Source organism: Geoalkalibacter ferrihydriticus DSM 17813 (assembly GCF_000820505.1).
GTDB classification, from domain to species: domain Bacteria; phylum Desulfobacterota; class Desulfuromonadia; order Desulfuromonadales; family Geoalkalibacteraceae; genus Geoalkalibacter; species Geoalkalibacter ferrihydriticus.
The window spans coordinates 384098-397290 of record NZ_JWJD01000001.1 but is presented as its reverse complement, the minus strand read 5'-3'; the positions used below and the strand labels follow the sequence as shown (position 1 = coordinate 397290).

Genomic DNA, 13193 nt, shown 5'->3' with positions numbered 1-13193 from the left:
CGTTGGGGGCGCGGGGGCCTCGAATCAGCCCGCCGGGGGATCGATCCGCGGCAGGACCGTGCCGCCGTCGGGGATAATCACCGTGCGCGCCCTGGAGGGCAGACCTTCCTGGGCCAGGGTCAGGGCCGCGTCGAGGCCGGCGGCTTTTTCCATGCCCATGGCGGCGGTCTGCTCGGGGCTGAACTCGCTGACCAGAATCACGCGGAATTTTCTGGCCTTGGCCAGGGTGGCGTGGGCGGTCTGGCCGTTGATTTCGTAGTTGCGCCGCAGAGCGGCTTCAAATTCATCCAGATCGCGGTGGCGAAACCAGTCGAAAAACGTCTTGTTGCCGAAGCCGTCGGCGCAGGCGGCCAGCAGAATCAGGGTGCCGCCCGGTCGCAGGGCTTGAACGCCGTAATCCAGGGCCTTGTGCGCCTGGATGAAGTTGATGTCCTTGGGGTAGCCGCCGCAGGAGACCACCGCCAGATCCGCCGGTTCCTCCAGGGCGACACTGTAAAGCGCGTTGCAGCGGGCGCAGCCGGCAAGGTGCGCCTCTTCCAGATCGCCGCAGAAGACCTCGAGAATTTCCTTGTCCGGCGAGAGCACAGTGTTGAGGAGGAAATCGGGATGAATCATGCGCGCCGCTTCCAGAATCGCTTCATGCACCGGGTTGCCCTCAAGGATTCCAGTGACCGCGCGTGGGTGCTTGCCGCCGATCTCGGGCGGATTGAACACGCCGAAATGGGTCGCCATACAGGTGGCTCGGCTCGCCACGCCTGGTACCAGGCCCTTGCGGCCCCCGCCGAAACCGGCGAAATAGTGAAAGCCCACCGTGCCGGTGACGATCAGCCGCTCGGCCTCGGCCACGCACCGATTGACGCTCACGGGAATGCCGTTTGTGGTTTCGCCCAGCACCACCAGCTCGGCCGGGTTGTCGCAATCGTGATCGACCACCTTCACCCGTCCGTACAACGATCCGAGGATCTTGCGGTGTTCGGTTTCGCTCTGCGCACGGTGAATGCCCAGAGCGATGACCACTGTGATGTCGTCGTCCTTGATACCGCAGGCGTTGAGATGATCGACCAGCACCGGTAGATAGTGCTCACTGCCGGTGTAGCGGGTAATGTCCGAGGTGACGATGACCACCTGTTCACCCGGCCTGACGATCTTGTTCAGCGTCGGGCTGCTGATGGGTTCAGCCAGCGCGGCGCGCACCAATTCATCCGGCGCAGCCTTGGGCGCAATCGCCTGCGGGCGCAGAACGCGGGCCTCGGGCAGATCGAGAGACAGAAGCTCATGACCGTATTTGAGTTGCACAGCGGACATTGGCTACCTCAGGGGTTAACTTTCCCATAATAGGGAAAAACCACGTGGAACATCAAGATAATATATCATTTTTTGGACTCTGTCAGTCCGGGGACGTTGTTTACCTGTCAATTAAAGCGTCGACCTGCGAACTGTTGTTTGTACCAGGCCGGGGACGTTGTTTACCTGTCAATTAAAGCGTCGATCTGCGAACCGTTGCTTGTATTGATGTTGTCAGGGATACGAACAAAAGGTAATATTCGAGAGTGTCGATGACAGTTACTCATCAATTTATGGCCGATTGGACGATTCGATGAATGCCGCCCGTGCTGAGATAATCACCAGGACAGAATTAAACTCATAGAGTCAGACAAACGAACGTAAATTTGAGAGGCAATCCCATGCCCACATGCAACGACATCACCTATAAACTACACAACCATCTCACTGAGTTGCGTCAACAATTCGGCGTTGAAAAAATCGGCATTTTTGGCTCCTATGCACGCAATGAGCAACGGCCCGAGAGCGATATAGATCTTCTCGTCGAGTTTGGCCAACCCGTCGGGTTTGTCCGGTTTATGCAACTGGAGGCCCATCTGCAGGATCTGCTCGGCAAAAAAGTCGACCTGGTGACCCCCAAAGCACTCAAGCCGCACATGGGTAAACGCATCCTCGACGAGGTGCGGTATGTCCAATAGGGGCGCCGAGGATTACCTCGCGGATATTCTGGATGCCGTGGGAGATATTGACTCATTCGTGCGGGGGAATGGACTTCTCGGCCTTTGCCGCCGACAAAAAGACCGTCAACGCGGTGATTCGCAGCCTTGAGGTGATTGGCGAGGCCGCCAAGAAAATCCCACCGGAGATACGTCAACACGACCCGCATCTGCCCTGGCGGGAAATTGCAGGCATGCGCGACAAGCTTATTCACGAGTATTTCGGTGTTGACCTGGAGATCGTCTGGAGCACAATTCAGACCGATTTGGATGGCTTAGCTGAGGCGGCAAGGAAAATTTTGGAAAAAGGGAGATAGCTCGCCGAAAAGAAATCAGAAAAGCCACTGCGACAGTAGCGGAGCGCAGGGAACCCGGCGACGCGACAGCGGCGGCGGGGGTGTCCTTTTTGTCCGGCTTTTTGGACACGCAAAAAGCCGGGCGCCGCGCGGGGCCGCAACCTCCGCGATTTTTTCTGTCATCAGCACTCAATAGACATTTTACCCCCCGCCAAAATGAAGTTTCCCGGCGGGGCTAAACCCGCCGCCTTTGACTTTTCCCTCCCCTGATCCCACCAAAATTTCTCCTCTATTGTTTTTTGGCTCTACGCTTGCAAAAACTCCATGAAAAGAAATTCACTGTGTCAAAAACTTGGCTCGTGGTTGGGTCTTTACGGTTTTCTTCTTGAAAGGGAACGGAATGTCGACATCTGGGACGCAGGGGTTGGGCCCTTTTCTCACCAACCGATTTGGTGATCGGTATCTGTATGAGGTCAACCGTAGTGTTTTCGATCAGGTTGGGTCGGCTGCGGTCTACCAGAAATACTTTGGCGAGGACTTTTTCAAACCCAATCATCTCTACATCGTGGTGGGTACGGATTCCGGAGTTTTATTGCGCCACGTTAAAAAGCGCCCCCTTGCCGACGGTGCCCGCTACCTGTTCGTGGAACTCCCCAGCGTAGTCGAGGCCTTGCGGGCCGAGGGGGATCTGGAAGATCTGCCCCGGCACATTCAAGTCGTTTCCTTGGAAAATCTCTGGGCGCAAGCGGAAGCGTTTCAACTCCAGAATTATCTCTTCTTAAGTGCGGTTAAATTGCGTGATTCCATGGCTGCCATGGACGCCAACCTGACGGAATATCGTGACCTGTCCGACCACTTGCGTGAGCAGTTTCAAGCGATGGAATGGGCAACGCGTGGCGGTTTGGGCTGTCGGGATTTTGTCGTACGGCAGTTGGAGAACCTGGGGGAAAATCGCATCCCAGCCATTCATCTCAAAGGCAAGTTCACAGGGAAAACGGCTGTCATTTTGGGTGGCGGACCTTCCCTGGACGAGATTCTTCCGTGGGTCAAGGAGCATCAGGACGAGATTGCCATCCTCGCGGTTTCACGGGTGAGCCGAAGGCTCCAGGAATTTGGCCTGGTTCCTCACTTTGTTTTTTCCGTTGACCCGCACGACGTCAGCTTTGATGTCAGTCGCGAGATGTTGCATTTCTGGGAGAAAACACTTTTCGTCAACTCTTACCATGTTTCTCCCAAGCTGCTTGGTCAATGGCGCGGCCGTTCCGTTTATGTGGGTGACCTTTTTCCTTGGGCCGGAGGGGCAAATCCCCCAAACCTTCACGCGCCTGGTCCTACCGTTACCAATACCGCATTGTCCGTTGCAATAGATATGGGATTTTCTCAGATTGTGCTTGCAGGCGTTGATCTGTGTTACAGTAAAAGCGGCATAACACATGCCAAGGGAAGCTTTGAAAGCGAGATTGGGCCACGACTGAATAATATTTTGACAGTAGAAACAAACGGTGGTTGGCGAGCTGAAACAGGTCCGGATTATCACAAAGCAATTGAGGTACTTGACCAGCAAGCAGCTATTGCGTTGAACGCAGGATGCCAGGTGATAAACTCGGCTCTTGGCGCTGCAAAAATGTCGAATGTCAAATTTGCGCCTGTTGAAGAAATTACGCTTAATCCATTCGAGCGTCCAATCTTTTCGGAGTTATTAGAAATTCTTCCGGTCGATAGTTCGCAGGAGCGCCTTGTTCATTACCACCTCGTGCGTAAAGAGCTTGAGCGGACAAAATTGCAGTTGGAAATAATTAAAGAGCTTTCCGGCGAGGCGTTATACTGCAACAAAGGGCTATTCGGTAAGATTGGAAAAAAGGCGAATTACCAGTATAAACGCAGAATGGATGAAATTGAAAGCCGTCTTAATTCCGAATTCGAAGATTTAATTCTTTTAGTCAAGAAATTCGGGATACTTGAATTTTTGAACGTAACACGGCTAAGTGACGAAAAGGATTGGACGGATAAAGAGATTGAGGAAACAGCAGATATTTATTATGGCGCCTATAAAAATAGTGCCACTCGGCTTATTGGATTAATTAATGTTGCCCTTGAGCGCATCGACACTCGCCAGACGGAAGAGAATTCTAATCCTTCCCTTGAAGTGATGAGCGAAATTTGGCGGCGTGACAGTCAGCCCGGGCGGGTAAATATTTGGTTAGATCGCTACGCGGATCAAGCAGAAGTCATCGCATTTTATCAGAAATTAATAGATGCATTGATTTTTGAATTTGACTCTATGCTGAATAAAACAGATTTAGATTCTAAGATAAAATTGCGAGAAGCATTAAGCCTCGCTCCTGTCCGTGGGAAAGTCCTTCGCCTTTTCCGGTCCAAAAACACAGAGGGCCTTAGGGGGGTAATCGAATCCCTTGAAGGGCATAGCGACCAAGAGGTGGCTGGTTCCTTGTGTGCCTTGGCAAAAGGATACTTGGATGAGATTGAGCAAGATCTCTCTTCCGCTTTGGCGCATTATCAAGAATTGATCGGCGAACATTTCACGCCGATTACCGAAGATGCTTTAAAGCGAATTGCCTCTATCAGCTTAAAAAATGGACAAATCGACTTCGCTAAACTGGCCTTGGAATGTCTGGCCAGCGCAGTTTTTATTTATAAATCGCAGTATGCCGACTTATTGAAGACCCTTGGCGAGCATCAGGCTGCCGCCGATCTTTACGTTGATTACCTTGAAAGGGCTCCTTCGGATCTTTCCGTTTTGCTTAAGCTTGGCCAACTTTATCGAACCATGGGTGCGGAAGATGCCGCTCGCCAAGTTTTTGAAATGGTGTTGGGGCAGGACCCGGTTAATGCTGCAGCCGCGAAGTTTTTAACGGAAGGGACCAGTCAATGTTGAATGGCGCTTCAATTTTGGTCACCGGCGGCACCGGCTCTTTCGGCCGGAAATTCACGGAAACCATCCTGACAAAATACCCGGGGGTGCGACGCCTGGTCATCTTCTCCCGCGACGAGATGAAGCAATTCGAGATGGAGCAGGATTTCCCGCGCAAAAAGTACCCGCAGATCCGCTATTTCATCGGCGACGTGCGCGACGCCCAGCGCCTCCGGCGGGCCATGGAGGGGATTGATGTCGTGATACATGCCGCCGCTCTAAAGCAGGTGCCGGCTGCGGAATACAACCCTTTCGAGTGCATCAAGACCAATGTGCTCGGTGCGCAGAACGTCATCGAGGCTTGTTTCGATTCCAGCGTGAAGAAGGTCGTGGCCTTGTCTACGGACAAAGCGGCCGCGCCCATCAACCTGTACGGTGCCACCAAGCTCTGCTCCGACAAACTGTTCGTCGCGGCGAATCACATGCGCGGCGCACGTGGCATTAAGCTCTCCGTTGTGCGCTACGGCAACGTCATGGGCAGTCGCGGCAGTGTGATTCCCTTCTTCCTCAAAAAACGCCGCGAAGGGGTGCTTCCCATCACCGACGAGCGCATGACCCGCTTCAACATCACATTGGATGAAGGGGTGGCTCTGGTGTTGCGCGCCCTCGACATTATGTGGGGCGGAGAAATCTTTGTGCCTAAGATACCCAGCTACCGCATTACCGATTTGGCGAAGGCTGTGGACGGTGATTGCCGCACGGAAATCGTGGGTATTCGACCAGGGGAGAAGTTGCATGAAGAGATGATTACCGAGACGGATGCCTTCAGCACGATTGAATTTGAAAAATATTATGTGATCTTGCCATCTATGAAAATCTGGGATTTCGAACAGTTTATGCAAACTTTCAATGGTCGGCGTTGCGGCGATGGGTTTTCATACAACAGTGGTACCAATACGGAATGGTTAAGTGTGGAACAGCTGCGGGATTTGATTCAAGTTCACGCTAATCCTGAAATACATCGCAGGAAAGATGACTTCCAGTGAGCTCCTCTGTTATTCCCTATGGGCGCCAGAGTATCAGCCAAGCCGATATCCAGGCCGTCGTCGATGTGCTCAACTCCGATTGGCTCACCCAGGGGCCGGCTGTGGAACGTTTTGAAAAGACCGTTGCCGACTACTGCGGTGCCGCCCGTGCAGTGGCGGTAAACAGTGCCACGTCCGCCCTCCACATCGCCTGCCTCGCCGCAGGTCTTGGTTGCGGCGATATCCTCTGGACGTCTCCCAACACCTTTGTCGCTTCCGCCAACTGCGGTCTTTACTGCGGGGCCACGGTCGACTTTGTCGACATTGACCCTCGCACCTACAACATGAGCGTTGAGCGACTTGAAGAAAAGCTGGAGCGGGCTGAGCGGGAAGGGAAGTTACCGAAGGTGGTGATCCCGGTTCACTTTGCAGGGCAGTCCTGCGATATGGAGGCGATCGCCCGGCTTGCAGACCGCTACGGCTTCCTCGTCATCGAGGATGCCTCCCACGCTATCGGTGGGTGCTACAAAGATGGGCCGGTTGGTTGCTGTCGTTACTCCGCCATGACGGTCTTCAGCTTTCACCCCGTCAAGATCATCACCACCGGTGAAGGGGGGATGGTGCTGACCAGCAGTCCCGAACTGCACGAAAAATTGGTGAGGCTTCGTAGTCACGGAATCACTCGCGACCCGGCTCTCATGGCGGGCGAATCCCATGGCCCTTGGTACTACGAACAGATCGAGTTGGGCTTAAACTACCGGATGACTGACATCCAGGCGGCTCTGGGGACGAGTCAGATGAAGCGGCTCGATGAGTTCGTGGCGCAGCGAAACCATTTGGCGAAGCGTTATGATGAGGGGTCGAAATGACAACCGAAAATTGACCACCTGTGATCACCGAAATTTGACCACCCCCGTTGGTTGAAAATTACTTCTTTTTCTCGGGTTGTGGGTGGTTGNTCGAAATGACAACCGAAAATTGACCACCTGTGATCACCGAAATTTGACCACCCCCGTTGGTTGAAAATTACTTCTTTTTCTCGGGTTGTGGGTGGTTGTTGTCTCTTGCTTTCAGGGACTGCTTGAGGCGGTAGCTGTCCCAGGTGCATTCGATGATATGGGCGCGGTGGGTCAGCCGGTCGAGAAGCGCGGCGGTCATGTTCGGATCGCCGAAAATCTGCGTCCAGTCGGCAAAGCCCAGATTGGTGGTGATGATCACNCCCCCCGTTGGTTGAAAATTACTTCTTTTTCTCGGGTTGTGGGTGGTTGTTGTCTCTTGCTTTCAGGGACTGCTTGAGGCGGTAGCTGTCCCAGGTGCATTCGATGATATGGCGCGGTGGGTCAGCCGGTCGAGAAGCGCGGCGGTCATGTTCGGATCGCCGAAAATCTGCGTCCAGTCGGCAAAGCCCAGATTGGTGGTGATGATCACCGAACCACGCTCGTGGCGCTCGGCCAGGATCTGGAAGAGCAACTCGGCGCCTTCTTTGGAGAAGGGCACGTAGCCAAGCTCATCGAGAATGAGTAGATCAAGGCGAGCGTATTTGCCGAGAAGCCGGCTTAAGTCCTTTTCGGTGCGTGCCTCGATCAGCTCGTTTGCCAGGGCATAGCCGGTCACAAAGCGCACTCGCTTGCTCTGGCGGCAGGCTTCGATCCCCAGGGCGGTGGCAAGATGGGTTTTGCCGGTACCGCTTTTGCCCAGCAGGATGACGTTGCGCTGGTTATCGAGATAATCACCCGTTGCCAACTCACGCACCAGGCGCCGGTCTAGACTCGGAGCGGCTTCGAATTCGAAACTTTCCAAAGGTTTGAGCAGCGGGAACTTTGCCTCTTTGAGTCGGCGTTTCTCGCGGTTCTCGGTGCGGATGCGCAGCTCAAGCTCGGTCATCTCCAGCAAAAACTGGCTGTAGTCGATCCCCTCGTCTCGGGCCTGACGTAGGTGCTGCTCAATATGGCGAGCCATATTGGTCAGGTTCAGGGCTTTGAGATTGTGCTGCACCAGCAGTGCATCGGCGGCACGACTCATGATTCACCTCCGAGACCGGCATAAACTGAGACATCTGCCTCGGGCAGGCGCGCATAGCGCTCAAGGGCAACGATCTTTGGCTGCGGGGTGTAGTGATGCAGCAGGTGCCGCACGCCATCGCTGGCGCTGATACCGGCTTCAACGGCGGTGGCGATAGCGGCCTCGACGTGCTCGGCCTTATGGTTGCGGAACAGCAGCAGCACTTCGATGAAAGCCTTGATCCCCCGGCTTTCTCCGTGGGCCTGACAGAAGCGCTCCAGAAGCTGGTGCATCGGCTGTGGCCAGTGCTTTTTCCAGTTGCGGATCGGCCGGGCGCTGTGGAAAGCCAGCGGCCGCTGCTTGAGCAACTCCAGGTAGTGATCGGGGTCGAGTTGCCACTGATTGTTGGCGAACAGTCGGCGGTGACAGGCGACGCGCCGGCTCTGGGCGAAGATCTCGACCTGTTCGACGTGGCAGATCACCCGCAGGCTCTGGCCGACCAGGCGGGTGGGCACTGAGTAGCGGTTTTTGTCCACCATGACGGTGGCGTATTTATCCGCCCGGGCGGACAGAAGCTGCGTATTGACAAAGGCCACCTCGGGCAAAGGCAGCAGGCAGGCGCGCTCTTGCTCGAAGAGCGCCTCCACCGGCTGGTCCTTGCCGCGGATCGTATGCTGGCCGTAGGCGATGCACTGCCGCAGCAGGCGCTCGTTGATCTCTTCAAGGCAATCGGCCTCGGGTAGCGGCACAAGGAAGTTGCGCCGGGAAAAGCCGACCAACCCTTCGACGCCGCCTTTTTCGTGACCGGCGCCGGGGTTGCAGAAGCGCGCCTCAAAGTTGTAGTAGGCGCGAAAGCGGCTAAACGACTCCTGCTCCAGGCGCGCCTTGCCCTGCAGGACCTTGCGCACCGCGCTGGTGAGATTGTCAAAGATCAGCCGGGAAAAGACGCCGCCATAAAAAGCGAAGGCGTGCATCAGGGCATCGAAGAAAGCCTGCTGCCGCTCGCAAGGGTAGAGGCGCACAAACGGTTTTCCCGAGCCCTTGGAGCGCATACAGAAGGATTTGACCTTGACCGGCTGGCCCTGCAGCACCACCGTGGCCGTACCCCAATCCACCTCGGCTTCCTGGCCCAGTTCCGGCTCCAGAGGCAAAAAAGCCTGCTGATGGCCGAGGCCAAGGCCGGCTTTAGCGTCACGCACGTATTTGCGCACATTCGACTCGCTGCCGCTGTAACCGTGCTCATCGACTAACCTGTCGAAAATGCGCCTGGCGGTGTGGCGTTGCTTGCGCGGGCTTGCCTGATCCTCGCGCAGCCAGCCATCGATGATGTCGAGATAGGCCCCGAGTACCGGGTAAGGCTGATGTTGACGCTGCGAATAGCCGTCGTAAGGCTGTTTCAGTGCTTTGCGAATTGTGTTGCGCGAATGGCCGGTAGTGCGGGCAATCTCGCTGATCGTTTGCCCGTAGACCCGGTAGGCCGTGCGAATGTGTTCATATTGATCCATCCTAAGCATCCTCTCTCCTTCGGTAGCAGTGGTCTGTTGCCATCGTACCGAAGGGATGCCGGGGGTGGTCAATTTTGGGTAATCACAGGGCCCCTTAACTGGTCAAATTTAGATTATCAAAACCANCAGTGGTCTGTTGCCATCGTACCGAAGGGATGCCGGGGGTGGTCAATTTTGGGTAATCACAGGGCCCCTTAACTGGTCAAATTTAGATTATCAAAACCATCCATCTGGCGATTCAGCCAAGTGCGCAGTTTTTGCTCGTTCTCCTGCGTGTCATCAAGACCTGTGGATTTTTCAATCCGCTGCCTGTAGTAATAAAACAGCACGTAGAGCTTTTTCGAGCCGCGTTTGCGGATGATGGCGCCCTGTTTTTTGCTTTGATTGTCAAAGATCGCAATTTCGCGAGACAGATTTCTCATCGTAACCTCCATGAGCCACCTGTTCCGCTGTCAAAGTCCGCTTGAATTATATCACGAATCGCCATAATATTCAGGCCTGCTAATAATCAAGCTTGATGAAAGGTTTAATTTTTTGGGCAACCTGTGTCGGACGGGGAGTCAGCCCGGGCTTTTTGACACAAGATTCTTGGTGAAAAATATTCAAAAGATCTTTTCCCCAAATAAAACGATAACACCGACCAATCCGGAAAAAATGCTTCCCGGCCACCAGAGCGCCTTTCTTGATTTGCGTATAAATCGAGGATTTCGACAATTTCATGCGCTTGGAAAACTCTTCAAGGGTTATAACCTCGAAGTCAGACTCGATAATTGACATGTTTTTGCTGTCATTGGTGCCGACATCATTGCCTTGAATTGGGATTGTCTTGGTTGACGTTTTGAAATTTTCCATGGGTTTCTCCTTTGTGAGTTTCTTTTGTAAGGAGATTCCACAGGGGGTGAACAAATTTCGTGATTTTTATATAAATTTTTTTTGGCCGATTACCTCAGGCCTCAATAGTCGTATATCTGCGGGATCTAATTTTCTGGACAATGCTCTTGACAGCCCCATTTTATCTGATGTGCGGCAGGTCCGGTCTCCAGTGAGGGCGACCGTTGTAATAGGAAAATGTAATTCGTTCAGGTTTACGACTGAATGCCGCTCTCTGTGCTTCTTTTCCGACGCTGTATCGGTCAGCCATGCTGACCAATTCTGCTTCAGGAAAAGCGGGTATGCCACGATCCTTTGCGTATTTTCCTAACCACACCCAGATGTGACGCAATGCATCGGCACCTGACTCCCAGCGTTTATCAAGTTCAGCCAAATAGGGTGCTAAAATTTCTAATGTCAAATGATTGTGGTCGATAATTTTCGCACGAGGATGGAAACTGTGATCAGGGAGAATTGTTTTAATCTTCCCGATATCATGAAATAGCGCGGCCACCATTGCAATCTCTTTTGCGCTGTCGTCGATAATAGATGACCCTTCAATGCTGTCCCAGCATTCAAGCGAGTGAAACAACAGTCCGCTGCGGTAGGAATGATGATAATTTTTGCTCGCCGGTATAATTGTAAATTTTTCAAAGATTTCTGCATTATTTAGGATGGAAAAAGAAAAATCTTGCAAAGCTGTAATTTTCAAGCGATTAATTCTTGAAAATAACCCGTGTTTTTTTTCGCAGAGGTCAGCATGATTATGTTCTATAATTTTGTCATTGATTGACGTTATGATTTCGGCACGACGGATATCAGCGATCCATGCATTGTTGAAGGAACGCAATTGTCCTTCAACTAAAATTTCACATTTATTGGGGATTGATTCTGGCCCACGATAGGTTTTTTCCCACCCGTGTGCACGTATTTTGCCTGAAGAATCAAACAGGCAAAATCGCAGATAAAGTTTCCCATTGTATGCTTTCCGCCAGGATCCTGAGTATGCGCGATAGACTCCCGCAAAATCTTTGGCGCACATGTCTTTTAGTTCTTGCAGTAGCATTTACACCCCCGTGAGCCCCGGATTTAGCCTACAATCAAGCTATAAACAGAACTTGTATGTCGTATATATACGACATTAAATTAAAAAAGTCAACAAATAATTAATGTACAAATCTATGAGGGACGCAGATGGGGGAACAGCTTTTAAAAGAGGGAGCGATCATGGTGAACTATGACTCGGGATGGTGTGGCTTAGCCTTGATACCAAGCATCAGCGTTCACTTGACAAATAATTTATAGGAGAAGATTATTGATCTCAAACATTACGTACAGGGTGGCTAAATGATCAAATTTAAGCTGGGCCAGCTGATCAAGAAATTTGAGATCGAAAACTGCAGGTCTCTTTCCCTGGAAGAGATTACAAAAAAAACGGGTATCCATCGCTCTACGTTATCTAAAATTATTAACAATAGAGAATGCAATATTACGCTATACAACATTGATTGCTTGTGTGAATTTTTTGATTGTGCAATTGAAGAATTGATTGAAAGGGAGCCGGGTTTGTCCGAAATGATGAAAGAGAAATTAAAAAAGCGGCTGGAGTGAGATGAATATCTATATTTAATTAAAGTTATGGTCCAAAAAAAAGCGGAGGCGCGGCTTAACGCCGCGCCTCCGCTAGTTACCCCATGTGTTTGAAAATGTGATATTTTTTAGAACCTAACAAGCTCACTCTAGAGATCGCAATAGTGACGAAGCTTGCTCTGGTCATAATGACCAACTTCCTGAACCACTTGATTGCGAGTCTCTTCATCTGCAGAGCCTACTGATCCATTTAAACGCTCTTGCACGACTACATGGCGACCCAGATGGCTATTCGCCTTATTCTCCTTGGTGCCGCCTGCTACTCTGATTGCATTGCGGTAGGCATCGTATCCCTGTTTTAAAGATTTGTCTGCTGGAATCAGGCCTCTTCCACCTTGTGTCTCCTTGATTTCGAGCGCGCGCTGCAGAGCCGCTTCTCGCTCGGGCGTATCAATTGGCGGAAAGTAGATATTTCCGTTTTTCCCGTGGACCTCCATGCAACTCTGGCCTTTGTGCTCTATGATCTTAAGCGGTTTGATTGCTTCACTCAGCCGTAGACCAAAGGCCTGCTGAAGTTGCCAAGCGGCCCCAAGCCAGGCTGCCTTTTCATTCAAGATTTCCTGAATCTCCGCCATTTTCTCTAGATCTGCGGTTTTCGGGCATAAACGACTTCCCTCACGGCTTGCTCCAAGGTCCTTGTTGCTTCGGACGATGTTCTCCTTACCGATCGCCTCTGCGATATCGCGCGCAACTACCGCATAGCCTGCTAGCGTGGTTGGGGAAAAAACTTGCCGCATTTCGGCGAAAAAACCGTCCATGTGTTTTGTTTTAAGGTTGTGAATGCTTTCGAGACCATACTCTTCCTGGATCCAACCCATCAACCGCTCCAAATTCCCCTGATTCTTTTCAATTGTTAAATGGGAGAGGTCATGGGTTTTTCCAATGCGAGCTTTTGCCTGATGTGCTAAAGATTTTTTGCTCATCTTTTTACCTCCATTATCGTTGGCTGTCGGTTATCTCGAAACCGGGGAAAG

At 52.2% G+C, this 13193-nt stretch carries 11 protein-coding genes and 3 pseudogenes; 6 read left to right on the top strand and 8 right to left on the bottom strand.

Annotated elements, in window-relative coordinates; translation table 11 throughout:
- Window positions 1-24 precede the first annotated feature (24 nt).
- Window positions 25-1305 (bottom strand): nickel-dependent lactate racemase family protein, encoded by a 1281-nt coding sequence (locus GFER_RS01960; protein ID WP_139172001.1) that lies wholly within the window; start codon window positions 1303-1305, stop codon window positions 25-27.
- Between the two features lie 380 nt (window positions 1306-1685).
- Here GFER_RS01960 and GFER_RS01955 point away from each other — a divergent pair, with 380 nt between their 5' ends.
- The 5 genes and pseudogenes from GFER_RS01955 to pseC all read left to right on the top strand — a co-directional run.
- On the top strand, window positions 1686-1982 hold the full coding sequence (locus tag GFER_RS01955) for a nucleotidyltransferase family protein (RefSeq protein WP_040095561.1): 297 nt from the start codon (window positions 1686-1688) through the stop codon (window positions 1980-1982).
- Between the two features lie 32 nt (window positions 1983-2014).
- On the top strand, window positions 2015-2317 hold the full coding sequence (locus GFER_RS01950) for a HepT-like ribonuclease domain-containing protein (RefSeq protein WP_200889280.1): 303 nt from the start codon (window positions 2015-2017) through the stop codon (window positions 2315-2317).
- 379 nt (window positions 2318-2696) lie between these two features.
- The gene (locus GFER_RS01945; RefSeq protein WP_040095560.1) at window positions 2697-5192 is read left to right on the top strand and encodes a 6-hydroxymethylpterin diphosphokinase MptE-like protein; all 2496 of its coding nucleotides are present in this window, start codon (window positions 2697-2699) and stop codon (window positions 5190-5192) included.
- Window positions 5186-6214 (top strand): UDP-N-acetylglucosamine 4,6-dehydratase (inverting), encoded by a 1029-nt coding sequence (pseB, locus tag GFER_RS01940; RefSeq protein WP_040095558.1) that lies wholly within the window; start codon window positions 5186-5188, stop codon window positions 6212-6214. Before GFER_RS01945 ends, pseB begins: the two co-directional genes overlap by 7 nt.
- Window positions 6211-7050 (top strand): annotated as a pseudogene (gene pseC / locus GFER_RS01935) (UDP-4-amino-4,6-dideoxy-N-acetyl-beta-L-altrosamine transaminase); the annotation flags it as partial. The gene pseB and the pseudogene pseC, both read left to right, overlap by 4 nt.
- A 169-nt stretch (window positions 7051-7219) precedes the next feature.
- On the opposite strand, the pseudogene GFER_RS01930 reads toward pseC, so the two are convergent.
- The 6 genes and pseudogenes from GFER_RS01930 to GFER_RS17395 form a co-directional block, all read right to left on the bottom strand.
- Window positions 7220-7411: pseudogene (locus tag GFER_RS01930) on the bottom strand (ATP-binding protein); the annotation flags it as partial.
- A gap of 19 nt (window positions 7412-7430) precedes the next feature.
- Window positions 7431-8215, bottom strand: a pseudogene (gene istB, locus GFER_RS01925) (IS21-like element helper ATPase IstB).
- Complete coding sequence (gene istA / locus GFER_RS01920; RefSeq protein ID WP_200889279.1) at window positions 8212-9699, bottom strand: IS21 family transposase; 1488 nt, start codon at window positions 9697-9699, stop codon at window positions 8212-8214. The pseudogene istB and the gene istA overlap by 4 nt, the downstream one beginning before the upstream one ends.
- Before the next feature lie 194 nt (window positions 9700-9893).
- Window positions 9894-10133, bottom strand: a complete 240-nt coding sequence (locus GFER_RS01915) for an Arm DNA-binding domain-containing protein (RefSeq protein ID WP_082047763.1) — start codon at window positions 10131-10133, stop codon at window positions 9894-9896.
- A gap of 67 nt (window positions 10134-10200) precedes the next feature.
- Entirely contained in the window at window positions 10201-10551 is a 351-nt protein-coding gene (locus GFER_RS01910; RefSeq protein ID WP_040095552.1) for a helix-turn-helix domain-containing protein, read from the bottom strand.
- Between the two features lie 160 nt (window positions 10552-10711).
- Entirely contained in the window at window positions 10712-11635 is a 924-nt protein-coding gene (locus GFER_RS17395) for an HD domain-containing protein (protein ID WP_074669539.1), read from the bottom strand.
- A gap of 281 nt (window positions 11636-11916) precedes the next feature.
- On the opposite strand from GFER_RS17395, the gene GFER_RS01900 reads away from it, so the two are divergent.
- Window positions 11917-12180, top strand: coding sequence for a helix-turn-helix domain-containing protein (locus GFER_RS01900; protein WP_052445862.1), 264 nt, complete (start codon window positions 11917-11919; stop codon window positions 12178-12180).
- Between the two features lie 128 nt (window positions 12181-12308).
- On the opposite strand, the gene GFER_RS01895 is transcribed toward GFER_RS01900, so the two are convergent.
- The gene (locus tag GFER_RS01895; RefSeq protein WP_040095550.1) at window positions 12309-13142 is read right to left on the bottom strand and encodes a site-specific integrase; all 834 of its coding nucleotides are present in this window, start codon (window positions 13140-13142) and stop codon (window positions 12309-12311) included.
- Window positions 13143-13193 lie beyond the last annotated feature (51 nt).